Source organism: Streptomyces sp. NPDC031365 (genome assembly GCF_055569765.1).
This window is the reverse complement of sequence record NZ_JBVIIM010000013.1, coordinates 82275-107304: the sequence shown is the minus strand read 5'-3', so window position 1 is coordinate 107304 and position 25030 is coordinate 82275. Positions and strand designations below refer to the sequence as shown.

At 71.3% G+C, this 25030-nt stretch carries 24 protein-coding genes; 20 read left to right on the top strand and 4 right to left on the bottom strand.

Features of this window, described 5'->3' with window-relative positions; genetic code table 11:
- Positions 1–5 precede the first annotated feature (5 nt).
- The 6 genes from ACZ5C2_RS20590 to ACZ5C2_RS20565 all read left to right on the top strand — a co-directional run bounded on the left by ACZ5C2_RS20590 (position 6) and on the right by ACZ5C2_RS20565 (position 5625).
- Positions 6–1007, top strand: a complete 1002-nt coding sequence (locus ACZ5C2_RS20590) for an ABC transporter ATP-binding protein (RefSeq protein WP_468792985.1) — start codon at positions 6–8, stop codon at positions 1005–1007.
- Positions 1004–2284: an ABC transporter ATP-binding protein gene (locus ACZ5C2_RS20585; RefSeq protein ID WP_468792982.1), complete on the top strand. Its 1281-nt coding sequence runs from the start codon at positions 1004–1006 to the stop codon at positions 2282–2284. Before ACZ5C2_RS20590 ends, ACZ5C2_RS20585 begins: the two co-directional genes overlap by 4 nt.
- A 79-nt stretch (positions 2285–2363) precedes the next feature.
- A complete protein-coding gene (locus ACZ5C2_RS20580; protein ID WP_468792979.1) occupies positions 2364–3020 on the top strand; it encodes a trimeric intracellular cation channel family protein in 657 nt (218 codons plus the stop codon).
- A gap of 61 nt (positions 3021–3081) precedes the next feature.
- Entirely contained in the window at positions 3082–3942 is an 861-nt protein-coding gene (locus ACZ5C2_RS20575; protein ID WP_468792976.1) for a thioesterase family protein, read from the top strand.
- Between the two features lie 176 nt (positions 3943–4118).
- A complete protein-coding gene (locus tag ACZ5C2_RS20570) occupies positions 4119–4385 on the top strand; it encodes a DUF4190 domain-containing protein (protein ID WP_468792973.1) in 267 nt (88 codons plus the stop codon).
- A gap of 70 nt (positions 4386–4455) precedes the next feature.
- Positions 4456–5625: a cysteine desulfurase family protein gene (locus ACZ5C2_RS20565; protein WP_468792971.1), complete on the top strand. Its 1170-nt coding sequence runs from the start codon at positions 4456–4458 to the stop codon at positions 5623–5625.
- Here the strand turns inward: ACZ5C2_RS20565 and ACZ5C2_RS20560 are convergent.
- Positions 5622–6326: an N-acetylmuramoyl-L-alanine amidase gene (locus ACZ5C2_RS20560; protein WP_468792968.1), complete on the bottom strand. Its 705-nt coding sequence runs from the start codon at positions 6324–6326 to the stop codon at positions 5622–5624. The two genes, ACZ5C2_RS20565 and ACZ5C2_RS20560, sit on opposite strands and share 4 nt — an antisense overlap.
- Before the next feature lie 59 nt (positions 6327–6385).
- Between ACZ5C2_RS20560 and mnmA the strand changes: the two genes are divergently transcribed.
- Positions 6386–7516, top strand: a complete 1131-nt coding sequence (mnmA, locus tag ACZ5C2_RS20555; RefSeq protein WP_468792965.1) for a tRNA 2-thiouridine(34) synthase MnmA — start codon at positions 6386–6388, stop codon at positions 7514–7516.
- A gap of 90 nt (positions 7517–7606) precedes the next feature.
- Here mnmA and ACZ5C2_RS20550 read toward each other — a convergent pair whose 3' ends face one another.
- Both ACZ5C2_RS20550 and ACZ5C2_RS20545 read right to left on the bottom strand, forming a co-directional pair.
- Positions 7607–8386: an alpha/beta fold hydrolase gene (locus ACZ5C2_RS20550; protein ID WP_468792963.1), complete on the bottom strand. Its 780-nt coding sequence runs from the start codon at positions 8384–8386 to the stop codon at positions 7607–7609.
- 80 nt (positions 8387–8466) lie between these two features.
- The gene (locus ACZ5C2_RS20545) at positions 8467–8790 is read right to left on the bottom strand and encodes a DUF427 domain-containing protein (protein WP_468792960.1); all 324 of its coding nucleotides are present in this window, start codon (positions 8788–8790) and stop codon (positions 8467–8469) included.
- A gap of 76 nt (positions 8791–8866) precedes the next feature.
- Between ACZ5C2_RS20545 and ACZ5C2_RS20540 the strand changes: the two genes are divergently transcribed.
- The 10 genes from ACZ5C2_RS20540 to gatB all read left to right on the top strand — a co-directional run bounded on the left by ACZ5C2_RS20540 (position 8867) and on the right by gatB (position 20584).
- Positions 8867–9670: a class I SAM-dependent methyltransferase gene (locus ACZ5C2_RS20540; protein ID WP_468792958.1), complete on the top strand. Its 804-nt coding sequence runs from the start codon at positions 8867–8869 to the stop codon at positions 9668–9670.
- Complete coding sequence (locus ACZ5C2_RS20535) at positions 9667–10206, top strand: LOG family protein (RefSeq protein WP_468792955.1); 540 nt, start codon at positions 9667–9669, stop codon at positions 10204–10206. Before ACZ5C2_RS20540 ends, ACZ5C2_RS20535 begins: the two co-directional genes overlap by 4 nt.
- Before the next feature lie 27 nt (positions 10207–10233).
- The gene (locus ACZ5C2_RS20530; protein ID WP_468792952.1) at positions 10234–10923 is read left to right on the top strand and encodes an SDR family oxidoreductase; all 690 of its coding nucleotides are present in this window, start codon (positions 10234–10236) and stop codon (positions 10921–10923) included.
- A 128-nt stretch (positions 10924–11051) separates the two neighbouring features.
- A complete protein-coding gene (locus tag ACZ5C2_RS20525) occupies positions 11052–12059 on the top strand; it encodes a methionine synthase (RefSeq protein ID WP_468792950.1) in 1008 nt (335 codons plus the stop codon).
- A 14-nt stretch (positions 12060–12073) separates the two neighbouring features.
- A complete protein-coding gene (gene ligA, locus ACZ5C2_RS20520) occupies positions 12074–14269 on the top strand; it encodes an NAD-dependent DNA ligase LigA (protein ID WP_468792947.1) in 2196 nt (731 codons plus the stop codon).
- A gap of 259 nt (positions 14270–14528) precedes the next feature.
- Complete coding sequence (locus ACZ5C2_RS20515; protein WP_468792945.1) at positions 14529–16796, top strand: putative bifunctional diguanylate cyclase/phosphodiesterase; 2268 nt, start codon at positions 14529–14531, stop codon at positions 16794–16796.
- A 222-nt stretch (positions 16797–17018) separates the two neighbouring features.
- Positions 17019–17315, top strand: a complete 297-nt coding sequence (gatC, locus tag ACZ5C2_RS20510; RefSeq protein WP_468792942.1) for an Asp-tRNA(Asn)/Glu-tRNA(Gln) amidotransferase subunit GatC — start codon at positions 17019–17021, stop codon at positions 17313–17315.
- 6 nt (positions 17316–17321) lie between these two features.
- Positions 17322–18818, top strand: a complete 1497-nt coding sequence (gene gatA, locus ACZ5C2_RS20505; protein ID WP_468792939.1) for an Asp-tRNA(Asn)/Glu-tRNA(Gln) amidotransferase subunit GatA — start codon at positions 17322–17324, stop codon at positions 18816–18818.
- Entirely contained in the window at positions 18815–19054 is a 240-nt protein-coding gene (locus ACZ5C2_RS20500) for a hypothetical protein (protein WP_103541083.1), read from the top strand. Before gatA ends, ACZ5C2_RS20500 begins: the two co-directional genes overlap by 4 nt.
- Before the next feature lie 15 nt (positions 19055–19069).
- On the top strand, positions 19070–20584 hold the full coding sequence (gatB, locus tag ACZ5C2_RS20495; protein WP_468792937.1) for an Asp-tRNA(Asn)/Glu-tRNA(Gln) amidotransferase subunit GatB: 1515 nt from the start codon (positions 19070–19072) through the stop codon (positions 20582–20584).
- A 74-nt stretch (positions 20585–20658) separates the two neighbouring features.
- On the opposite strand, the gene ACZ5C2_RS20490 is transcribed toward gatB, so the two are convergent.
- Complete coding sequence (locus tag ACZ5C2_RS20490; protein WP_468792934.1) at positions 20659–21471, bottom strand: SAM-dependent methyltransferase; 813 nt, start codon at positions 21469–21471, stop codon at positions 20659–20661.
- A gap of 187 nt (positions 21472–21658) precedes the next feature.
- On the opposite strand from ACZ5C2_RS20490, the gene ACZ5C2_RS20485 reads away from it, so the two are divergent.
- The 3 genes from ACZ5C2_RS20485 to ACZ5C2_RS20475 all read left to right on the top strand — a co-directional run bounded on the left by ACZ5C2_RS20485 (position 21659) and on the right by ACZ5C2_RS20475 (position 25004).
- On the top strand, positions 21659–22033 hold the full coding sequence (locus tag ACZ5C2_RS20485; RefSeq protein ID WP_468792932.1) for a hypothetical protein: 375 nt from the start codon (positions 21659–21661) through the stop codon (positions 22031–22033).
- 159 nt (positions 22034–22192) lie between these two features.
- On the top strand, positions 22193–24439 hold the full coding sequence (locus tag ACZ5C2_RS20480) for an MMPL family transporter (protein WP_468792929.1): 2247 nt from the start codon (positions 22193–22195) through the stop codon (positions 24437–24439).
- Positions 24417–25004, top strand: coding sequence for a GNAT family N-acetyltransferase (locus tag ACZ5C2_RS20475; protein ID WP_468792927.1), 588 nt, complete (start codon positions 24417–24419; stop codon positions 25002–25004). Before ACZ5C2_RS20480 ends, ACZ5C2_RS20475 begins: the two co-directional genes overlap by 23 nt.
- Positions 25005–25030: the final 26 nt, after the last annotated feature.

Sequence of the window (25030 nt, the reverse complement as noted above, 5' to 3'; positions counted from 1 at the left end):
CCACCATGTCTCTGCTCACTGTCGACGAACTGACCATCACCTTCGGAGGCCACGGCCGCACGGAGTCCCGGGCGGTCGACGGCGTCTCCTTCGAGGTCGACCAGGGCCAGGTCGTGGGCCTGGTCGGCGAGTCCGGCTGCGGAAAGTCCGTCACCTCCCTGGCCCTGATGGGCCTGCTGCCCCACAAGGGCGTCAAGGTCGGCGGCCGTGCGACGTTCGACGGTACGGACCTGTTCACGATGAGCCCGTCCGCCCGCCGCGATCTGCGCGGCAGCCAGATGGCGATGATCTTCCAGGACCCGCTGTCCTCGCTCAACCCGGTCGTGCCGGTCGGGGTGCAGGTCACCGAGATCCTGGAGCGCCACCGCGGGATGAAGGGCGCGGCCGCCCGCAAGGAGGCCGCCCACCTGCTGGACCGGGTCGGCATCCCCGACCCGACCCGCCGGCTCAAGGAGTACCCGCACCAGCTCTCCGGCGGTATGCGCCAGCGCGCGCTGATCGCCATGGCGGTGGCCTGCGCCCCGAGCATGCTCATCGCCGACGAGCCCACCACGGCGCTGGACGTGACGATCCAGGCGCAGATCCTGGAACTGCTCAAGGAACTCGTGGACCAGGAGGGCACCGCCCTGCTGATGATCACCCACGACCTCGGTGTGGTCGCCGGTCTCTGCGACCAGGTCAACGTGCTCTACGCGGGCAAGGTCGTGGAGTCCGCCGGGCGCCGCGAGCTGTTCGCCCACCCCACCCACCCGTACGCGCACGGGCTGCTGGGCTCCATCCCGCGTCTCGACGCCCCCCGGGGCGAGCCGCTCAAGCCCATCCGCGGCTCCATCAACGACCGCATCGCGTGGGCCGACGGCTGCGCCTTCGCGCCCCGCTGCGACCGGTACGAGATGGACTGCCTGACCGGTACCCCGCAGCTCACCGAGCCGCGCGCCACCGGTCACCAGGTGCGGTGCGTCCACCCCGTACTCGACGACGCGAAGGCCGAGGAGGTCCCCGCATGAGCCTGCTCGAACTGGACGGCGTCAAGGTCCACTTCCCCATCAAGAAGGGTGTCCTGTTCGACCGTACGGTCGGTCACGTCTACGCCGTGGACGGGATCTCCCTGAAGGTCGAGGCCGGCCAGACCTACGGCCTGGTCGGCGAGTCCGGCTGCGGCAAGACCACCCTCGGGCGGTCGGTGCTGCGGCTGGTGGACATCACCGAGGGCTCCGTCGTCCTCGACGGCACCGACCTGGCCAAGCTCCCGAGTGAGGAGCTGCGCCGCTTCCGGCACCGGCTCCAGATGGTCTTCCAGGACCCGCTCGGCTCGCTCAACCCCCGGCAGAACATCGAGTCGATCCTGTCCGAGGGCATGGTCGCCCACGGCATCGGCAAGAACCAGGAGGAGCGCCGGGAGAAGATCACGTCGATCCTGGACAAGGTCGGCCTGCCCTCCAACGCGCTCGCCCGCTACCCGCACGAGTTCTCCGGCGGTCAGCGCCAGCGCATCGGCATCGCCCGCGCGCTGGTCCTCGAACCCGATGTGATCATCTGCGACGAGCCGGTCTCGGCGCTCGACGTGTCGGTCCAGGCCCAGGTCATCAACCTGCTGGAGGAACTCCAGGAGGAGCTCGGCCTCACCTATCTGGTGATCGCCCACGACCTCGCGGTGGTCCGGCACATCTCCGACGTGATCGGTGTGATGTACCTGGGCGCCCTGGTCGAGGAGGCGCCGAGCGACGCGCTCTACGCCGAGCCGAAGCACCCGTACACCAAGGCCCTGATGTCGGCCGTGCCGGTGCCCGACCCGGAGGTGGAGGACCAGCGCGAGCGCATCCTGCTCATCGGTGACCTGCCCTCCCCGGCGAACCCGCCGAGCGGCTGCCGCTTCCACACCCGCTGCCCGTGGGCCCAGGCCGAGCGGTGCTCGACCGAACGGCCGGAACTGCGGGACGTCGGCGGCGGCCATCGGGTGGCCTGCCACTACACCGAGGAGATCGCTGCCGGGACGCTGAAGCTGACCACCGGCGAGGTCGTGTCGGCCACGCGCGAGGGAGTGGAGGACGCCCCGGTGTCCGAGGAGCTGGCGGCGGCGGTGCCGGAGCAGGAAGGCAGGAAGGCCGAGCCCGCCGAGACGGCGGCTGTGAAGGTCGAGAAGGCCGAAATGGCTGTGCAGGCGGCGGAGCAGGCCGAGCAGGCGGAGAAGTCCGAGGACGCGGAGAAGGCCGAGCAGGCGGAGAAGGCCGAGGACGCGGAGAAGGCCGAGCAGCCCGCGAAGTCGACCGACAAGGCCGTATAGCGGTTGAAGACAGCAAGCTCGCCGCACCCCTCGCCTTGTTTTGAAAGGCGAGGGGTGCTTGCTGAGTAAGAATGTACGGGTGCTGCAGCAACTGTTCAGTCCGTCCGTCCTGCATACGCTCGACCTGATGGGCATCTTCGTCTTCGCGATCTCCGGTGCCCTGCTGGCCGTGCGCAAGAACTTCGACGTCTTCGGCATCGCCGTGCTCGCCGAGGCCACCGCGCTGGGCGGAGGACTCTTCCGCGACCTGGTCATCGGCGCCGTGCCGCCCGCCGCCTTCACGGACCTGGGCTACTTCGTCACCCCCCTGGTCGCCGCGGCACTGGTGTTCTTCCTTCACCCGCACGTGGAGCGCATCCAGGTCGGCGTCAATGTCTTCGACGCGGCCGGCCTCGGCCTCTTCTGCGTCGTCGGGACCACCAAGGCCTACGACCACGGACTCGGCCTGACCGCCTCCGCCTGTCTGGGCCTGGCCACCGCGGTGGGCGGCGGTGTGCTGCGCGACGTGCTCGCCAACGAGGTGCCCTCGCTGCTGCGCTGGGACCGCGATCTGTACGCGGTTCCGGCCGTCGTCGGCGCCACCATGGTCGCGCTGTGCCTCCGCTACGACGTGCTGAACGCGATGACCAGCTCCGTCGCCGCGGTCACGGCCTTCGTGCTGCGGCTGCTCGCGATGCGCTGTCACTGGCGGGCACCCAGGGCGTGGCACCGTCGTTCGACGGTCCGCGAGGAGTAGCGGCGATGCGCGCCGCCCCGCAAAGCTACCGCTTAGTATCTTCTTCTTGTACTGTTCAGCCATGCCAGAAGCAGCCTCCGCCCAGGCCACCCGGGCCACGATCGGCGCCAGTGAGTTCGACCGCGACACCGCTCTCACCCCGCGCGCGCCCGGCGTCTACGACATCGACCTCTCCGCCGGCTGGACGATCATCAACGCCGTCAACGGCGGCTATCTGCTGGCTGTCCTGGGCCGTGCGCTCGCGGACGCCCTGCCGCACTCCGACCCGTTCACCATCTCCGCGCACTATCTGACCGCCTCACAGCCGGGCCCGGCGGTCGTCCGCACCGAGACCGTGCGCACCGGGCGGACCCTGTCGACCGGTCAGGCGTCCCTGTTCCAGCACGACGAGCGGGGCGACGAGGTGGAGCGGATCCGCGTCCTCGCCTCCTACGGCGATCTGGACTCCCTGCCCGCCGACGTGCGTACGACGGCCGAGCCGCCCGCGATACCGCCGATGGAGCGGTGCTTCGGCCCCGAGGACGGACCCGCTCCCGTCGACGGCAGCTCCGCCATCACCGACCGCCTGATGCTCAAGCTCGACCCGTCGACGCTGGGCTGGGCCCTCGGGCAGCCCTCCGGCAACGGGGAGATGCGGGCCTGGTTCGGCCTCGCCGACGGCCGGGACCCCGACCCCTTCGCCCTGCTGCTCGCGGTCGACGCCCTGCCGCCGACTGCCTTCGAGCTGGGCATCTCCGGCTGGGTCCCCACCGTGGAACTGACCGTCCACGTCCGCTCCCGCCCCGCCCCGGGCCCCCTGCGCGTCTCGATCACCACCCGCAACCTCGCCGGTGGCTTTCTGGAGGAGGACGCCGAGGTCTGGGACAGCGAGGACCGTCTGGTCGCACAATCCCGCCAGCTCGCCCGAGTCCGCCTGGTCTGAAGTCGGCTCGTCCGGCGTCTTTTGCGGACGAGGCCCGTTGACCCAAGGGGGTGCGGGGGCGCAGCCTCCGGGGGACGGGACGGGAGCAAAGGCCGGCGGAGCGGTGGGGGCGGAAACCCTCGCCCGCCCCCACCGCTCTCACCCGCACCCCGCGTAGCCGTCACCCGCCCCTCACCATGCAACTCACCGCACCGGCCGGCCGCCGCACCGGAATCCACGACGCCGACGGGATGGCCGTCGCGTCCTTCGTCCTGGGCCTGCTGGGCCTGCTCGTCCTCAACGTCCTTCTCGGCCCGACCGCGATCGTGCTGGCTGCCCTGGCATTGTGGCGGGGCACGCCCCGGCGTGGCCGCGCCCTCCTCGGCCTCGGGCTCGGCATCGCCGACCTCCTCGTCCTCGTGGCATTCATGCAGGCGGACGGCACGGTCTCGTGGAGCTTCTGAGCCGGCGGACCCGCCCCGGCCACCCGCGATCCGTGGCCGGTGCGCCGGGCCCCGTAGAATCGGGCCCACCATGGCTTACCTCGACCACGCCGCGACCACGCCGATGCTCCCCGAGGCAGTCGAGGCGCTCACCGCGCACCTGGGCGTCACCGGCAACGCCTCCTCCCTCCACGCGGCCGGACGCCTCGCCCGGCGCACCGTCGAGGAGGCACGCGAGACCCTCGCCGAAGCGCTCGGCGCACGCCCCAGCGAGGTCGTCTTCACCTCCGGCGGCACGGAGGCCGACAACCTCGCCGTGAAGGGCCTGTACTGGTCCCGCCGCGACGCCGACCCGGCCCGCACCCGGGTCCTCGCCAGTCCCGTCGAGCACCACGCCGTCCTCGACGCCGTCCACTGGCTCGGCGAGCACGAGGGCGCGACCGTCGAGTATCTGCCGGTCGACTCCCACGGCAGGGTCCACCCGGACGCCCTGCGCGAGGCCATCGCCCGCAACCCCGGCGATGTGGCCCTCGCCACGGTCATGTGGGCCAACAACGAGATCGGGACCGTCCTGCCGGTCCGTGAACTCGCCGAGACCGCCGCCGAGTTCGGGATCCCCCTGCACTCCGACGCGGTCCAGGCCTTCGGCCAGGTCCCGGTGGACTTCGCCGCGTCCGGGCTCGCCGCGATGACCGTATCCGGCCACAAGATCGGCGGACCGTACGGCATCGGCGCGCTGGTCCTGGGCCGTGAGCACACCCCCGTCCCCGTCCTGCACGGCGGAGGCCAGGAGCGCCATGTCCGCTCCGGCACACTCGACGTCCCCGCCATCGCCTCCTTCGCGGCCGCCGGACGACTCGCCGCCGAGCAGCGGGAGTGGTTCGCCCACGAGATCGGGCGGCTGCGCGACGATCTGGTCGCAGCGGTCCGTGAGGCCGTCCCGGACGCCCTCCTCGGGGGCGACCCCTCATCCGAGGGACGCCTTCCGGCCAACGCCCACTTCACCTTCCCCGGCTGCGAGGGCGACTCCCTGCTCCTCCTCCTCGACGCCCAGGGCATCGAGTGCTCCACCGGCTCCGCCTGCACCGCCGGTGTGGCGCAGCCCAGCCACGTCCTCCTGGCCACCGGGGTGGATCCCGATCTGGCTCGGGGGACCCTGCGTTTCTCCCTGGGGCACACCTCGACCGAGGCCGACGTGGAGGCCCTGGCCAAGGCCATCGGGCCGGCGGTGGAGCGGGCCCGGGTGGCGGGGCTGAGCTAGCCGGACGTGGGTGACGGGGAACCGGACGGCTCGGTTCGAGCCTGTGTCGTGCGGGCCCGCCGTACCAGCTTCATGTAGCGGTCCCAGTCCCAGTGGGGGCCCGGGTCGGTGTGGTCCGTGCCGGGGACCTCGACGTGGCCGATGACGTGTTCCCGGTCGATGGGGATGTCGTAGCGGGCGCATATTCGGGCCGTGAGGCGGGCCGAGGCCTCGTACATCTCGTCCGTCAGGTCCTTGGGGCGGTCCACGAAGCCTTCGTGCTCGATGCCGACGCTGCGCTCGTTGTAGTCGCGGTTGCCCGCGTGGTACGCCACGTCCAGCTCGCGGATCATCTGGGTGATACGGCCGTCCTGGCCGACGATGTAGTGCGTCGACGCCTTGTGTCCCGGGTCCCGGAACGCCTGCACCGCGCTGTCGAAGCTGCCCTGGGTGACATGGACGATCACCATGTCGATTCCGAAGTCGTCCGGCCGGTCCGCCCGGCGCCAGTTGGCGTCCGAGGCCGCCACCCAGCGGGCGCCCGCGTAGTCGACGGCGCCCTGCTCGCGCGGCTTCTCGACACCGGGCACCCGCCACCACAGCCGCGCCAGCTCGTCCCGCGCCAGCACCGCCGTGCCCGTCGCGGCCGCCACCCCGCCCACGATCAGGGCCCGCCGCCCGATGCGCCGGTCCCCGTCCTCGGATGCTCGGTTCTCCCCCACGTGATCGTGAACGGATACCAGGCGGCCGTGGTTCCCGAGCCCCGTACCCTGGAGAGGTTATGACTGACATCCCGCAGCCCTCCCGCCCCCTCCGCGTCCTGGCCGCCATGTCCGGCGGTGTCGACTCCGCCGTCGCCGCGGCCCGCGCGGCCGAAGCGGGTCACGACGTGACCGGAGTCCACCTCGCGCTCTCCGCGAACCCGCAGTCGTTCCGCACCGGCGCGCGGGGCTGTTGCACCATCGAGGACTCGCGCGACGCCCGCCGCGCCGCCGACGTCATCGGCATCCCGTTCTACGTGTGGGACCTCGCCGACCGCTTCCGCGAGGACGTCGTCGAGGACTTCGTCGCCGAGTACGAGGCAGGCCGCACACCCAACCCCTGCCTGCGCTGCAACGAGAAGATCAAGTTCGCCGCGCTGCTCGACAAGGCGCTGGCCCTCGGTTTCGACGCGGTCTGCACCGGCCACTACGCGCAGGTGATCCAGAACGAGGACGGCACCCGCGAACTGCACCGCGCCTCCGACATGGCCAAGGACCAGAGCTACGTCCTCGGCGTGCTGGACGACCGTCAGCTCGCCCACGCCATGTTCCCGCTCGGCGACACGGTCACCACCAAGGAGGAGATCCGCGCGGAGGCCGAGCGGCGCGGACTCGCCGTCGCCAAGAAGCCCGACTCGCACGACATCTGCTTCATCGCCGACGGCGACACCCAGGGCTTCCTCGCGAGCCGGCTGGGACGCGCCGAAGGCGACATCGTGGACGAGTCCGGCAGCAAGGTCGGCACCCACGAGGGCGCGTACGGATTCACCATCGGCCAGCGCAAGGGCCTGCGCATCGGCACGCCCGCCCCCGACGGCAAGCCCCGCTACGTCCTCGACATCTCCCCGGTCGACAACACGGTCACGGTCGGCCCCGCGGCGGCCCTGGACGTCACCGCCCTCTCCGCCGTCAAGCCCCGCTGGTGCGGCGCCGCCCCGTCCGGCCCCGGCACCTACACCGCCCAGCTGCGCGCCCACGGCGGCGAGACCGAGGTGACGGCGGAACTCGTCGACGGGTCCCTCGAAGTGTCGTTCGCCGAACCCGTCCGCGGCGTCGCCCCCGGCCAGGCGATCGTGCTGTACGACGGCACCCGCGTGGTCGGCTCGGCGACGATCGCGTCGACGGTGCGGGCGACGGCCGGCGTGGCCTGAGACCGACGCACGACGGCGGGAGCGGCCCGGGCGCTCCGCACGACGGCGGGCGCCCCGCGCGGCGGCTCGGCCGGGGAGCCGGCGGGCCGCTCACCGCGCGAAGAACTCCGCCAGCACCGGCGCCAGGACATCCGGTTCCACCATGTGGGTCTGGCCCCCCAGGGTGCGGTACGTGCCCCGGGGGACGGATTCCGCGATCGCCCGCGCGGCCTCACGCATCCACGCCGGACTCGCGTCCCCCGCGATCGACAGCACCGGTACGCCGATCTTCGACAGCAGATCGCGCGGGACACCCCCGTCGCCCATCACGGCGTCGTCGTACGCGAGACTCGACGCCATCGCCTCCATCCCGGCCCACATCGGGGACTGCCGGGCGCCCTGGATGACCGCCTCACCCAGCCCGGTCAGCCGCAGGAAGAGCTCCACCGCGTCCCCGCGCCGCCCCTCGGCGAGCGCCACCGTCAGCTCCTCGGTGTACCGCGCGCGCTCCTGAAGGTCGTCGGCCGACATCGCGTACGGCGTCTCGTACACGGCGACGTGGCGCACCCGCAGTCCGCTCGCCGCCGCCCTGAGCGCCAGCGCGCCGCCCGAGGAGATGCCGTACAGCGACGCCTCACCGCCCACCGACTCGATCAGCGCCGCAAGGTCCTCGACCTCGCGCTCCACCGCGTACGGTGCCGTGTCGCCGCTCGCGCCCCGGCCCCGGCGGTCGTACACGACCACCCGGAACCGCTCCGACAGGGGAGCCGCCAGCGGCGCCACCGTGGCACCCGTCGACATCGCGCCGCTGACGAGGACGATCGTGGACCCTCGCCCGGCGCTCTCGTAGGCCAGGGACGTGCCGTCGCGCGAAGAGATGTTCTTGTCCATGTCTCACCAGACTGCCGCACGGCGCGAACTTCATCGGGGAGGCGGGCGGCGCGTCCGCCGATCGCAACCCGTCCACGCCATCAGCCGACTTCCACGTCGTAGAAGCAGAGGTGGTCCCTGATCTCCGCGACGTCCGTCTTCGGGTCCGGATACGCCCAGACCAGATCCGCCGCCTCCGGCAGCGACCAGTAGGACGCGGTGCCCTTGAACGGGCAGTGCGTGCGCGTCCCGGACGGTGACAGCAGATCGAGCCGTACGTCCTCGGGCGGGATGTAGTACCGCGCGGGACAGCCCGTCTCGCGCAGCACCCACGCCCGGTCGCTCTCCGCCAGCACTTGGCCGCCGCGCACCACCCGGACGTGCCGGTCACTGGGCTCGACGGTGATGCGGTGGCCTCTGGTCACGATCGCTCCTCCTGGGTAGCCGACTCAGCGGATACAGCGCACGCTGAAGCGGAGTTCTTCCCGAGGAGGCCAGCAGATGGGAGCCGAGGAGACCGGCAGGAACCGGGGGACCCTGGCCCACCGGGCCCGCTACGCCCTGCGGAATCCGCGGCGCGTCCCCGCCCACGCGCGGCGCGCCCTGCGCGACGCCTGGCTGCGGCTGCGGCACCGCGACCACATCGCGTACTACCGCGCGGTGATGGCCTCCGACGCGGCCCGCAGCGCCGAGGCCGCCGTCGGCCACAACCCCTCGCGCGAGCAGTGGGCGCGGATCGGCCGGATGCAGTTCGACTATCTGGTGGGCCACGGCCTCCAGCCGCACCACCGGATGCTGGAGATCGGCTGTGGCAACCTCCGCGCGGGGCGCCTGTTCATCGACCACCTGGAACCGGGCCACTACTACGGCATCGACATCTCGCCGCACATCCTGCTCGCCGCCCAGGACACCCTCGTACGCGACGGGCTGCAGGCAAAGCTGCCCCACCTGACCCTCGCGAACGACCTCACCTTCGCCTTCCTGCCCGACGGGCACTTCGACGTCGTCCACGCGCACAGCGTCTTCTCGCACTCGCCCCGGCACGTCATCGAGGAGTGCTTCGCGCACGTCGGCAGGGTGCTGGCGCCCGGCGGGTTCTTCGACTTCACCTTTGACCGCACCGACGGCGAGGAGCACCAGGTGCTGCACGAGGATTTCTACTACCGGACGCAGACGCTGGTGGAGCTGGCCGCAGGGTACGGCCTGTCCGCGCGGTTCATGGACGACTGGGAGGAACTGCCGCACAGGCAGTCGAAGATGCGGCTGACCGCTACGTCCGACCGGGCCCGTACTGTGGGCTCGTGAACATCTGCGTCTTCCTTTCCGCCGCCGACCTCGACGACCGCTACACCGGCCCCGCGCGGGACTTCGCGCGGCTGCTCGGCAAGGGCGGACACACCCTGGTGTGGGGCGGCTCGGACGTCGGTCTGATGAAGGTCGTCGCCGACGGTGTGGAGGAGGCGGGCGGCCGGCTCCTCGGCGTCTCGGTGGAGTTCCTCGCGGCGAAGGCGCGTGCCGGCGTCGACGAGATGGTGGTCGCCAGGGACCTCGCGGAGCGCAAGAGGCTGCTGCTGGAGAAGGCGGACGCGGTCGTCGTCATGGTCGGCGGCACCGGCACCCTCGACGAGGCGACCGAGATCCTGGAGCTCAAGAAGCACGGGCACACCGAGAAGCCGGTGGTGCTGCTCAACACGGCGGGGTTCTACGACGGGCTCAAGGAGCAGTTCCGCCGCATGGAGGACGAGGGTTTCCTGCCCCGCCCCCTCACCGACCTGGTGTTCTTCGCCGAGGAACCGGTGGGCGCGCTGGCGTACCTGGAGGAGAGCCTGGGTGTGGAGTGAGCGCCCGCTGATGCGAGCATGGCGGACATGGCTACCCATGTGATCACCGGAGCGGGCTCCGGCATCGGCGCGGCCGTCGCCCGCCGTCTGCACGCGCGCGGGGACGACCTCGTGCTGCACGCGCGTGACGCGGGCCGGGCCAAGGACCTCGCGGCCGAGTACCCCGGTGCCCGCACCCTCGTCGGCGACCTCGCGGACCCCGACCGGCTCAGCTGGGCCTTCTCCCACCAGTCGCTCCCGGGCCGGGTGGATTCCCTCCTCCACATCGCCGGCGTCGTCGACCTCGGACCGGTCGGCGACCTCACCCCGAAGACCTGGCGGCACCAGCTCAACGTCAATCTCGTCGCGCCCGCAGAACTGACCCGCCACTTCCTGCCCCAGCTCCGCGCGAGCCGGGGCCACGTCGTCTTCGTCAACTCCGGCGCCGGTCTGAACGCCCACGCCGACTGGTCCGCCTACGCGGCCTCCAAGCACGGCCTGAAGGCCCTCGCCGACTCCCTGCGCCACGAGGAGCACGCGAGCGGTGTCAGGGTCACCTCGGTCTACCCCGGCCGCACGGCCAGCCCCATGCAGGCCAAGGTCCATCAGCAGGAGGGCAAGGACTACGACCCCGGCAGGTGGATCGACCCCGAGTCGGTCGCCACGACGATCGTCATGGCCCTGGACCTCCCACGGGACGCGGAGGTCAACGACCTGACGGTGCGGCCGGGGCGGTGACCACCAGCCCGTCCGGCGTTTGAGGACGCGTTCAGGCCGAAGGGGGTCCGGGGGCGTCGCCCCGGGGGTGGGACGGGAAGGGGTGGCTGGGGCGGAAACCCCCACCGCCCACTGCGTACGCTTCTCGCGTGAGCGAAAACAGCCTGCCCCCCTTCGGCCCCGCCACCGGCATCGGCTCCCTGCCGGGCGGAGACGCCCGAGAAGCCGCCAGAACCGTCACCGGCAGCTTCGAGGACTTCCCCCACCTCCCCGAACTCCCCGCCCGCGGCCCCGGCGCGGACATGATCGGCCGAACCGCAGGCATGCTCGTGGAGCTGTACGCCCGCGTCGAACCCAGCGGCTGGCGCCTCGGCGACCGCCCCGGCCGCGACACCAAACGCGCCCGCTCCTGGCTCGGCGAGGACCTCGACGCGCTGGAGGAGTTCACGCAGGAGTACCAGGGCCCGCTGAAGGTACAGGCGGTCGGGCCGTGGACGCTCGCCGCCAACCTGGAATTGAGGAACGGCGAGGCCGCCCTCTCCGACCCCGGCGCCTGCCGCGACCTCGCCGCGTCCCTCGCCGAAGGGCTCCGCCTCCACCTCGCCGAGGTGCGGCGCCGCGTCCCCGGCGCGCAGCCCGTCCTGCAACTCGACGAACCCTCCCTCACCTCCGTACTGCGGGGACACGTGCGGAGCGCGAGCGGCTACCGCACCCACCGCGCGGTGGACCGGCAGACCGTCGAAGCCACGCTGCGGGACGTCGTCGGGGTTCACGACGGCGGGCCCGTCGTGGTCCACTCGTGCGCACCCGATGTTCCGTTCGCCCTGCTGCGCCGGGCGGGCGCGGCGGCGGTCTCCTTCGACTTCTCCCTCCTCACCGAGCGTGACGACGAGACGATCGGGGAAGCGGTGGAGAGCGGGACACGGCTGTTCGCCGGTGTCGTCCCGGGCGCGGAGGGACCGTTGTCGGACCCGGGCGGTAGCGTCATGGGGGTCAGGACGCTCTGGCGCAGGCTGGGGCTGCGGCCGGGACTCCTCCCGGAGGCGGTCACGCTCACTCCGGCGTGCGGGCTCGCGGGGGCCTCCCCGGAGTACGCGCGCACGGCCTACGCACACTGCGTCCGGGCGGCGAGATCCCTCGCGGACAACCCAGAGTAACGGGAGGACACACGGTGGCCGGCGACAAGCAAGCGGAGACGACGAGCGTGCCCGCCGAAGCACGGGAGAAGCACGCCGGGCTCGCCGAGCAGATCGAGGAGCACCGCTTCCGGTACTACGTGAACGACGCCCCCGTGGTCAGCGACGCCGACTTCGACAGGCTGTTGCGGGAGCTGGAGGCGCTGGAGGCGGAGCATCCGGAGCTGCGCACCCCGGACTCGCCGACCCAGAAGGTCGCCGGGGCGTACGAGACGGAGTTCACCTCCGTCCAGCACGTCTCGCGCATGCTCTCCCTCGACAACACCTTCAACGACGACGACCTCGCCGCCTGGGCCGAGCGCATCCACAAGGAACTGGGCGAGCAGAGGTTCCACTTCCTGTGCGAGCTGAAGGTCGACGGCCTCGCCGTCAACCTCACCTACGAGCGGGGCCGGCTCGTCCGCGCGGCGACCCGCGGCGACGGCCGCACCGGTGAGGACATCACGCCCAACGTCCGCACCATCGCCGAGATCCCGGACCGGCTGAAGGGCGACAAGGTGCCCGACCTCGTCGAGATCCGCGGCGAGGTCTACTTCCCGATGGAGAAGTTCCAGGAGCTCAACGCGCGGCTGAACGCGGCCGGCGACAAGCCGTTCGCCAACCCGCGCAACGCGGCGGCCGGTTCGCTGCGGCAGAAGGACCCGCGGGTCACCGCCACCCGGCCGCTGCACATGGTGGTCCACGGCATCGGTGTCCTGGAGGGCTACCAGGGCATGCCCCGCCTCTCCCAGGGCTACGACCTGCTCAAGACCTGGGGTCTGCCCACCTCCACCCACAACAAGGTCGTCGACGACCTGGCCGGCGTCAGGGATTTCATCGCCTCCTACGGTGAGAACCGGCACTCCGTGGCGCACGAGATCGACGGCGTCGTCGTCAAGCTCGACGAGATCCCGCTTCAGGGCCGTCTCGGCACCACCTCGCGCGCCCCGCGCTGGGCCATCGCGTACAAGTACGCGCCCGAGGAGGTCAACACCAGGCTCGTCAACATCCGTGTGGGAGTGGGCCGCACGGGCAGGGTCACCCCGTACGCACAGGTGGAGCCGGTCACCGTCGCCGGGTCCGAGGTCGAGTTCGCCACGCTGCACAACCAGGACGTGGTCAGGGCCAAGGGCGTTCTCATCGGTGACACGGTGGTGCTGCGCAAGGCCGGTGACGTGATCCCCGAGATCCTCGGGCCGGTCGCCGACCTGCGGGACGGCAGCGAGCGGGAGTTCGTGATGCCGGCCGAGTGCCCCGAGTGCGGTACGCCGCTGAAGGCGATGAAGGAGGGGGACGTCGACCTGCGTTGTCCCAACGCCCGCTCGTGTCCGGCCCAGTTGCGGGAGCGGCTGTTCTACCTCGCCGGGCGCAAGGCACTGGACATCGAGCACTTCGGCTATGTCGCCGCGGCGGCGCTGACCAGACCGCTGGAGCCCGCGGACCCGCCGCTCACGGACGAGGGTGATCTCTTCGACCTCACCGTCGAGCGGTTGCTGCCCATCAAGGCGTACGTCCTCGACCAGGACAGCGGTCTGCCCAAGCGGGACCCGAAGACCGGCGAGGAGAAGGTCGCCACCGTCTTCGCCAACCAGGAGGGTGAGCCGAGGAAGAACGCGGTCGCGATGCTGGCGAACATCGACGCGGCCAAGGAGCGTCCGCTGGCCCGCGTGCTGACCGGTCTGTCGATCCGTCATGTCGGGCCGGTCGCGGCGGAAGCACTGGCCCGGGAGTTCCGCTCCGTCGACCGCATCGAGCAGGCCACCGAGGAGGAACTGGCGAACACCGAGGGGGTCGGACCGACCATCGCCGCCTCGCTCAAGCAGTGGTTCGCCGAGGACTGGCACCGCGAGATCATCCGCAAGTGGAAGGCGGCGGGTGTCCGCATGGAGGACGGGGGCGCCGGCGAGGACCAGGGCCCGCGTCCGCTGCAAGGGCTCACCGTCGTCGTGACCGGAACTCTGGACCATTTCACCCGTGATGGCGCGAAAGAGGCCCTGCAGAGCCAGGGGGCGAAGGTGACCGGATCGGTCTCCAAGAAGACCTCGTTCGTCGTGGTGGGCGACAATCCCGGGTCAAAATATGACAAGGCGATGCAGCTGAAGGTGCCGGTCCTGAACGAAGAAGGCTTCAACGTCCTTCTCGAACAAGGGCCGAAGGCCGCGGCCGACGTCGCCCTTTCGGCCGAGGAGTAACGGTTGAAGGCCACCTGATCGGCGCATATCAGATGCATACGGGTGGCTGGGGCGCATTCGGGCAACCGTCGGAGACCGGTGCCCGTGGAAGCCTTCCGCGGCCTACTGTTGAGAGGTGCGCCCGCCGTGCCCAGCTGCGGTCGGGGCAACCCCGTACTCGCGAAGGGTCCGGGAAAGGGCTTTCCACCGCGGAGCCGCCGAGGGTCGACGGGCATCGGGCCGCGTGGCGTGGGCACCGCCGGCTGTGAGAGGGACGGGAATGGAACCGACCGAGAGCGCCGCCCCGGGCTCACGGCTGCGCCTGCGCCGCATGGCGGTCATCTGGCGGCGCGGCCGTGGGGACGGGCGGCCCGCGGGGCGGCCGGGCGCGCAGGGGCGCACCGGCGCGGGCACCGCGGACGCGCGCGGTGCCGGACAGCCGGCCGCCGGGCACGGCCCCGGGCTGTCCCAGTCACTGTCCGGTTCGCTCACCGAGGTGGACACGGAACGGCACCCGTCCTGGCCCGCGTTGCCCACCGCGGTCGTCGCGGCGGCCGGCTTCGTGCTGGGCGCCGGCTTCCTGCGGGCCTTCACCGGGGGACACGCGCTGTTCCCGTCCGGGACCGTCGGCTGGTCCCTGGCCGTGCTGACCGGAATCATCGTCGGCCATCTCGTGATGCTGGGGCGCTGCCGCTGGTGGGGCGGCACCGGCTCGGGCGCCGCCCTCACCCTCGCCGTGCTGATGCTGTACGGCTGGGTCCCGGCCGGCATGGTCAGCCTCACCGTCGTCGTGCTGGTCGGCATCGCCCGGCGGGGCCGCTGGCGGCAGGGCGTGCTGCACGGGGCGGTGGATCTGCTCGGCATCGGCGCCGGGGCGCTGGTGCTGGCCGCGTTCGGCTGCGTGCCGTCCGTCGAGTCGCCGTCGACTCCCGACACCTGGACGCTGTACACGGCCCCCGGGGTCGTCCTCGTCGCGGCCACCTATCTCGCGGTCACCCGCGGTCTGCTCTGGTATCTGCACACTCCGCGCGCGGGACTGCCCACCGTGGTCCGAACCGCCCTGGCCCGACAAGGGCTTGTCGCGGTCGCCCTGCTCGGCATAGCGCCCCTGATCTGTGTCGTCGCCGACGCCAAGCCCGTGCTGCTGCCCCTCTTCTCCATCCCCCTGATCGCCCTCGACTCCACCCTGTGGATAGCCCGCGCGCGGGCCGAGGAGCAGCTGCGCGATCCGCTCACCGGACTGCCCAACCGGCAGTGGCTGCTGGAACGGATCTGGCCCGCGCTGGACGACGCGGAGCGGATGGGTGTGCGCTCCGCTCTCATGCTGATCGACCTGGACCGGTTCCGGTCGGTCAATGACACGCTCGGGCATCTCGCCGGTGACCGGCTGCTGCTGCAGATCGCCGACCGGCTCAGACTGGCCCTGCCGCGCGGGGCGGAGGCCGCGCGGCTCGGCGGTGACGAGTTCGCCGTCTTACTGCCCGTCGCCGACTCCACGACCTCCGCGACCCGGGCCGCCCGCGGTCTGGTCACCGCCCTCAGCTCCCCGCTCGACCTCGACGGGCTCACCCTCGTCCTGGAGGCGAGTGCGGGAGTCGCCGTGTTCCCGGACCATGCGGTCGACGCGGAGGGGCTGCTGCGGCGGGCGGACGTGGCGATGTACCAGGCGAAGCGGGACCGCACGGGGGTCGAGGCGTACGAGTCCAAGCGTGACTCCAACACCCCCGACCGGCTCGGGCTGCTGGGCGATCTGCGCCGGGCCCTGGACGCTCGCGAGGTGCAGCTGCACTACCAGCCCAAGGTCCGCTTCGACGGGCAGGTCGCGGGGCTCGAGGCCCTGGTGCGGTGGGTGCATCCTGAGCGGGGCAAGGTGCCGCCGGACGAGTTCATAGCGATCGCGGAGTCGTCCGGGCTGATGCCCCATCTCACCGAGTACGTGCTGGAGACCGCGCTCGGGCAGGTGGCCGAGTGGCGGTCCCAGGGGCTGTTCGTACCGGTCGCCGTCAATGTGTCGCCGCGCGATGTGCACACACCCGGCTTCGCCGGCTCCGTCGCGGCACGGCTGGCCCGGCACGGAGTGCCGGCGGGAGCGCTCCAACTGGAGATCACCGAGCATGTCCTGCTGGAGGATCCGCAGCGTGCGGCCGACACACTGAACGCGCTGACCGGGCACGGCGTGAAGATGTCCCTGGACGACTTCGGGACCGGCTACTCCTCGCTGGTGCATCTGCGGCGGCTGCCGGTGAGTGAGCTGAAGATCGACCGGTCGTTCGTGGCGCGGCTGGCCGTCGACACCGAGGACGCGGAGATCGTGCGGTGCACGATCGATCTGGCGCACTCGCTGGGGCTGCTCGTGGTCGCGGAGGGTGTCGAGGACGACGAGACGTGGGAGCGGTTGCGGGATCTGCGGTGCGACGCCGTGCAGGGATGGCTGGTCGCGGCGGCGATGCCGCCGGACGAGACGACGGCGTGGCTGCTCGCCCGAGGCTCCCGGGGCTGGCAACGGCCCGCGGCGGCGCTGCCGGCGGCGAGGACGGCCGAGGACTAGCCTGCGGCGCGACACCCCGGCCCAGCGTCAACGCCGCGGAACCCCCGAAGCGCAGGGTTGCGAACCCCCGTGCGGGACGGTCAACGAGGCGCCCGGGGCCGCGCAGCCCCGCCCTCGCCGGCACGGGACAGCGCGGCGCCCGGGAACACGTTTCACGGGCACGGCCCGCCGCCCCATAGGATTGGCCCCAAACCACACACACTCACCCCAGAGGATCGCTGCATGCCTGGCATTACGCGCGAGGAGGTCGCCCACCTCGCCCGGCTGGCGCGTCTGGAGCTGAAGCCCGAAGAGCTCGACCACTTCGCAGGCCAGCTCGACGACATCATCGGCGCGGTCGCCCGCGTCAGCGAGGTCGCCGACCAAGACGTACCGCCGACCTCGCACCCGCTCCCGCTGACCAACGTCATGCGGCCGGACGACGTCCGTCCCTCGCTCACCCCCGAGCAGGCGCTTTCCGGCGCCCCGGCCCAGGAGCAGCAGCGTTTCAAGGTGCCGCAGATCCTGGGGGAGGAGTAACCCGCCATGAGCGATCACATCATCAGGCTCACCGCCGCCGAGACCGCCGCGAAGATCGCCTCGGGCGAGCTCACCGCCGTCGAGGTCACCGAGGCGCACCTGGCCCGGATCGAGGCCGTCGACGAGAAGGTGCACGCCTTCCTGCACGTCGACCGTGAGGGCGCCCTCGCCCAGGCCCGCGCCGTGGACGAGAAGCGCGCCAAGGGCGAGAAGCTCGGCCCGCTGGCCGGCGTCCCGCTCGCGCTGAAGGACATCTTCACCACCGAGGGCATCCCGACCACCGTCGGCTCCAGGATCCTCGAGGGCTGGATCCCGCCGTACGACGCGACGCTCACCAAGCGGCTCAAGGCCGCCGACGTCGTCATCCTCGGCAAGACCAACATGGACGAGTTCGCCATGGGGTCGAGCACCGAGAACAGCGCCTACGGGCCGACCGGCAACCCGTGGGATCTCACCAAGATCCCGGGAGGATCCGGAGGCGGTTCTTCCGCCGCGCTCGCCTCCTTCCAGGCGCCGCTCGCCATCGGCACCGACACCGGCGGTTCCATCCGGCAGCCGGCCGCCGTCACCGGCACCGTCGGCGTGAAGCCGACGTACGGCGCGGTGTCCCGGTACGGCATGGTCGCCTTCTCCAGCTCCCTGGACCAGGGCGGCCCCTGCGCCCGTACGGTCCTGGACGCGGCCCTGCTGCACGAGGTGATCGCCGGGCACGACCCGATGGACTCCACCTCCATCGACGAGCCGGTGCCCGCGGTCGTCGAGGCCGCCCGCAACGGCAGCGTCGACGGCATGCGCGTCGGCGTCGTCAAGCAGTTCCGCGGCGAGGGCTACCAGGCCGGTGTCATTCAGCGCTTCGACGAGTCCGTCGTGCTGCTCAAGGAGCTGGGCGCCGAGATCGTCGAGCTGGACTGCCCGTCCTTCGACCTCGCCCTGTCGGCGTACTACCTGATCGCCCCGTCCGAGTGCTCCTCCAACCTCGCCCGCTTCGACGGCCTGCGCTACGGCCGCCGCACCGGCGACGACGGCAGCCACTCCGCCGAGGAGGTCACCTCGCTGACCCGCGAGGCCGGCTTCGGTGACGAGGTCAAGCGCCGCATCATGCTCGGCACCTACGCGCTCAGTTCCGGCTACTACGACGCGTACTACGGCAGCGCCCAGAAGGTCCGCACGCTGATCAAGCAGGACTTCGACAGGGCGTTCGAGCAGGTCGACGTGATCGTCTCCCCGACGACACCCACCACCGCCTTCGCGATCGGCGAGCGCGCCGACGACCCGATGGCGATGTACCTCGCCGACCTGTGCACCATCCCGACCAACCTGGCAGGCAACGCGGCCATGTCGCTGCCCTGCGGCCTCGCGCCCGAGGACAACCTGCCGGTCGGACTGCAGATCATCGCCCCGGTCATGAAGGACGACCGCCTCTACAAGGTGGGTGCGGCCGTCGAGGCCGCCTTCGTGGAAAGGTGGGGCCACCCGCTGATCGAGGAGGCTCCGTCGCTGTGAGTGCACTGACCAAGGCCAAGGGCTTCAAGAAGTCCAAGTCCGGTACGTACCTGTCCATGGCCGCCACCGCGCTCGGCGCGATCGGCGTCGCCAAGCGTGTCAAGAAGGCGCGGCTGGAGAAGGACACCCTGGTCCTGATCGACGCCACCGTGTCCGCCGCCGCCATCGTCACCGGCCTCGCCATCCTCTACCGCGAGCTGAAGCGGCTGGGCGACGACGACGTCCTGCTGGGCTGAGAGGGAAGTTACACCGTGACCACCACGACCGACCTGGTGTCGTACGAGGACGCTCTCGCGTCGTACGACCCCGTCATGGGCCTCGAGGTCCATGTCGAACTCGGCACCAAGACCAAGATGTTCTGCGGGTGCTCCACCGAGCTGGGCGCCGACGCCAACTCGCAGACCTGCCCCGTCTGCCTCGGCATGCCCGGCGCCCTCCCGGTCGTCAACGCGATCGGCGTCGAGTCCGCAGTGAAGATCGGTCTCGCGCTGAACTGCGAGATCGCCGAGTGGTGCCGCTTCGCCCGGAAGAACTACTTCTATCCGGACATGCCGAAGAACTTCCAGACCTCCCAGTACGACGAGCCGATCGCCTTCAACGGCTACCTCGACGTGCAGCTGGAGGACGGCGAGACCTTCCGCGTCGAGATCGAGCGCGCCCACATGGAGGAGGACACCGGAAAGTCCACGCACGTGGGCGGCGCCACCGGGCGCATCCACGGCGCCTCCCACTCGCTGCTCGACTACAACCGCGCGGGCATCCCGCTCATCGAGATCGTCACCAAGCCGATCGTCGGTGCCGGTGAGCGTGCTCCCGAGGTCGCGCGGGCGTACGTCCGTGAGCTGCGCGAGCTCATCCGGGCGCTCGGCGTGTCCGAGGCCCGCATGGAGATGGGCCAGATGCGCTGCGACGTGAACCTGTCGCTGCGCCCGCACGGCCGGGAGAAGTTCGGCACCCGCTCGGAGACGAAGAACGTCAACTCGCTCCGGTCGGTCGAGCGCGCCGCCCGGTTCGAGATCCAGCGGCACGCCGCCGTGCTGAACGACGGCGGCACGATCATCCAGGAGACCCGCCACTTCCACGAGGACACGGGGTCCACGACCTCGGGCCGCGTGAAGGAGGAGGCCGAGGACTACCGGTACTTCCCGGAGCCCGACCTGGTCCCGGTCGCCCCGCCCCGCGAGTGGGTCGAGGAGATCCGTTCGGGTCTGCCCGAGCTGCCGCTGGTGCGCCGCAACCGGCTCCGCGAGGAGTGGGGGATCTCCGGCACCGACATGCAGGCCATCCTCAACGCCGGTGCGCTGGACCCGATCGTCGCCACGATCGACGCCGGTGCCGACGCGGCCTCCGCCCGGAAGTGGTGGATGGGCGAGCTGGCGCGCGCCGCCAACGAGTCCGGCACGGCGCTCGACGAGCTCGCGATCACCCCGGAGCAGGTCGCCCGGGTCACCGAGCTGGTGAACGCGGGTGACCTCAACGACAAGCTGGCCCGTCAGGTCATCGAGGGCGTGCTCGCCGGTGAGGGCACCCCGGACGAGGTCGTCGACAAGCGCGGTCTGAAGGTCGTGTCCGACGAGGGCGCGCTGACCACGGCCGTCGAGGAGGCCATCGCCGGCAACCCGGCCATCGCGGACAAGATCCGCGGCGGCAAGGTCGCCGCGGTCGGTGCGCTGGTCGGCGCCGTCATGAAGGCCACGCGCGGTCAGGCGGACGCGGCCCGCGTGAAGGAGCTGATCCTTCAGAAGCTGGACGTCAGCGAGGGCTGAGTTCCACGGAGCGCGGGTGAGGGGACGCATCGGGGTCGATGCGTCCCCTCACCCATGCGATCAGCGCCGGTGCGTCACGCGGTCGGAGGGCGGCGTCCCACCACACGCGAGAAACCCAGGGTGCGGCCCCGGTCCGCGCGCAGCAGGTCCGCGTTCTCCCGGCTCATCCGCACGTGGAACTCCTCCGTGCTCTCCTCGGCGACCACGTCGCACCAGAGGAGCCACTCCCGCCAGCCGTCCCGCAGCCAGTCGGCCGTCTCGACCTCCACGGCCCCGCTGCGGGTCCAGTGGCGGCGCCACCAGGCGGGGCTGTGGAAGCACCAGAACGCGGGGTCCCAGAAGGGCTTCAGGTGCTCCGGCGGTTCGCTGCCCCCGATCTCCTCGGGCACCGACGGGACAACGACGCCGATCCGGCCGCCGGGCTTCAGCAGCCGGGTCAGCGTCGGCAGATAGAGATCGTCGGTGCCGAAGTACTGGTAGGCGTCGATCGAGACGATCGCGTCGAAGCTCTCCTCCCCGAAGGGCAGGTCGTGCGCCTCGGCGAGAACCGGCAGTACCCGGTCGGCGACGCCGGCCTCGGTGATCCGGCGCGCGTTCTCGTCCGGCTTGATCCACAGATCGGCCGCGGTGACCTGGACGTCGTACTCCCTGGCAAGGAAGACGGACGTCATGGCGCGTCCGCAGCCCAGGTCGAGTACGCGTGCGCCGGGGCGCAGGGTGTCGAGTCCGAGGGCCGGGGCGAGCCACTCCAGCAGCCACAGTGCGTGCGGGCCCATCGCGTTCTCGATGGTCCACCGGGCGTCGTAGGTGCCGCTGCGCGGGTACCGGGGCAGGGTGAGGCGGCTAACGAGGTCGTCGTGCGGGGTGTTCGATGTGATGTCCGACATCGGTGAACGGGCTCCTTGGGGCCGTGAAGAGAGAAGGGGAAGCGTCGGAGACCGGGCGGACAAACATCAAAGCACCTGCTTCGGTCGGCGGCGGGGCGCCGCGGAACGTCGGACCGACGGACGCTAACAGCCGCCCACCGGACCCCGCATCCCGGTTTCCCTGCCCGGCGCGCTACGCTCCCGCGCCATGAGTGGACGTGTCGAGTCCGGCCTGCCCCCGGACCCTCGGACCGGAGACGTCGACGATGCCCGTGACATCGATGACGCCGATCCGGCCGATCCCGACGATCCCGACGATCCCGGTGACGGCCTCCACGGGGAGGTGCGGCGGGCCCGGTGGGCCGCGGCCGGCGCCGGAGGCGTGCTCGCCGTGGCCGGGATGGCGGCGGCCCTGCTCCGGATCAACGACTCCGCTCCCGCCCTCGTCCCGGCCGCCTACGCCTGCGGGGCCGCGGTCTGCGTCCTCGCGGCCGTCCTCGGGACGCGCGGGCGGACGCGCAGGGCGTTGTGGCTGCTGATCGTGGGACTCCTGGTCATGGCGCTGGGGGACCAGTTCGACTGATCCGTTCCGGAAATGTGAGTTAGTCCACGAAAGGGACAAACGATCATTTGTGCCTGCAACAGTGGCAGTGCATTGCTCATGCGTTCTTTGCGGGCTGTTCGGTTCTCGCTCGACTGTTCCCGGTAAAGATCCACACCGAGTCACCCTGGGAGCACGTTCGTGGCAGCCCTTGCACGCTGGTGTGTCCAACGCCGACTGATCGTCGTTCTGTTCTGGCTCCTCGCCCTTGGCGGGGTCGCCGCGGGCGCCTTCGCCGCCGGCTCCGCCTATTCGAATGACTACAAGGTGCCCGGCACCGAGTCCGGACGGGCCACCGAGCTGCTGAGGGAGGGCTTCCCCGGTCTCGGCGGCGACAGCGACAACGTGGTCTGGCACACGGCGTCCGGCAGCGTCCGGGACACCGGCGTCGAGCAGACCATGACCCGCACCCTGGACCGGATCGAGGACCTGCCCGGCGTGGCCGCCGTGAGCGGCCCGTATGACGACGAGGGCGCCGGACGCGTCAGCCAGGACGGCCGCACCGCGTACGCCACGGTCGCCTTCGACGAGCAGGCCAAGGACATGGAGCCCGGCGAGGCCGCCGCCGTGGTGGAGACGGCCAAGGCCGCGGAGACCGACGGGCTGCGCGTCGAGCTGAGCGGCGGCGCCGTCGAACTCAGCGAGGCCCCCGGTGGGCACACCGCCGAGATCGTCGGCGTGCTGGTCGCCGCCGCCGTCCTCTTCGTCGCCTTCGGCTCGCTCGCCGCCTCGCTGCTGCCCATCGCCACCGCCCTGGTCAGCGTGGGGACCGCCTATGCCGGGATCGTGCTGCTCGGCCACGTCATGACCGTCGCCGACTTCGCGCCCATGCTCGGCATGCTGATCGGGCTCGGCGTGGGCATCGACTACGCGCTGTTCATCGTCACCCGGCACCGACGTGGACTGAAGCGCGGCCTCACCGTCACCGAGGCCGCCGCCAACGCCGTCGCCACCACCGGACGGGCAGTCGTCTTCGCGGGCGCAACGGTGTGCATAGCCCTGCTGGGCATGCTGATCCTCCGGCTGAACTTCCTCAACGGCGTCGCCATCGCGGCCGCGCTCACCGTGGTGCTGACCGTCGCCGCCGCCGTCACCCTGCTGCCGGCCCTGCTGTCGTACATCGGCATGCGCGCACTCAACCGCCGTGAGCGGCGCCGGCTGGCCGAGCACGGGCCCGAGCCGGAGGTTCCGACCGGGTTCACCGCCCGCTGGTCGGCGTTCGTGGAGCGCCACCCGAAGCTGCTCGGCGCGGTCGCGATCGCCGTCATGGCCGTCCTCGCCCTGCCCACCCTCTCGCTGCACCTGGGCACCTCCGACCAGGGCAACGACCCCAAGGCATCCACCACCCGCCAGGCCTACGACCTCCTCGCGGACGGCTTCGGCCCCGGCGTGAACGGTCCCCTCACCCTGGTCACCGAGGTCGCCGACGCCGGGGACCGCCTCACCCTGGACAACCTCGGCACCATTCTGCGCGACACCGACGGGATCGCGTCCGTGTCACCGGTGACCTACGGCCAGGCCGGTGACACCGCCTACCTCACCGTCGTTCCGGAGTCGTCCCCGCAGTCTCAGCAGACCAGTGACCTCGTCGACCGGCTGCGCTCCGACGTGCTGCCCCGGGCCGAGTCCGGTACCTCGCTCGATCTGCACGTCGGCGGCGTGACGGCCGGCTACGACGACTTCGCCGACGTCATCGTCGACAAGCTGCCCCTCTTCGTGGGCGTCGTGATCGGCCTGGGCTGTCTGCTGCTCCTGCTGGCCTTCCGCTCGATCGCCATCCCGCTGAAGGCCGCCGCGATGAACGTGGCCGCCGTCGCCGCCGCGTTCGGCGTCGTGGTCGCGATCTTCCAGTGGGGCTGGGGCAGCGAACTGCTCGGCCTCGGCCGGGCCGGCCCCATAGAACCCTTCCTGCCCGTGATCATGGTGTCGGTCCTTTTCGGGCTCTCCATGGACTACCAGGTCTTCCTGGTGAGCCGGATGTACGAGGAGTGGCTGGAGACCGGCGACAACCGGCGCTCGGTCCGCGTCGGCCTCGCGGAGACCGGCCGGGTGATCAACTCCGCCGCCGTGATCATGATCTCGGTCTTCCTCGCCTTCGTCCTCACCGGTGACCGCGTGATCGCCATGTTCGGCATCGCGCTCGCCGCGGCCGTCGCCCTCGACGCCTTCGTCCTGCGCACCCTGCTCGTCCCCGCACTCATGCATCTCCTCGGCGGCGCCAACTGGTGGCTGCCGCGCCGGCTGGACCGTGTCCTGCCCCGGATCAGCATCGAGCCGCCAGAGGCCCGTGCCGCCCATGAGAGGCTGGCCGCCGCCACGGACGCCGAGGTGGCGGACGTGCTGGCCGAGGAGGAGCGACAGCAGGATGTACGCCATACGACTGGGTGACGACAAAGCCGAGCTGCGCCCGCTGGAGCCCTGGCACGCCGAGGAGTTCCTCACCCATCTGGACCGGGGCCGGGAGTTCATCAACCAGTACGTCCCCTTCGGCTCCAAGGCCACGGACCTGGACGGCGCGCGGGAGGTGCTCCAGCGGTACGCCGACTGGCGCGCCGCCGATACCGCTTCCCTGCACGGGCTGTGGCTGGACGGCACGCTCGTGGGCGGCGTGCTCACCCTGAACTTCGACGCGGGGAACGGCAGCTGCGAGGTCGGCTGCTGGCTGGAGCCCGCCGCCACCGGGCGCGGGCTGGTCACCCGCGCGATGCGGGTGCTCATCGACTGGGCGGTCGAGCGGCGCGGGATCCACCGGGTCGAATGGGTCGCCGCGGCCGGCAATGTGCCGAGCATCGCCATCGCCCGTCGGCTCGGTATGACCCGCGACGGTGTGCGTCGCGAGGCCCACCTTCACCACGGGGTGCGCCACGACCTGGAGGTGTGGTCGGTCCTGGCCCCGGAATGGCGCGCACGCAACGAGCACCGGCGCAACGAATGCCAGGACAACGATCATTAAGCGGACTCTCACAGAGCGTCCGTACG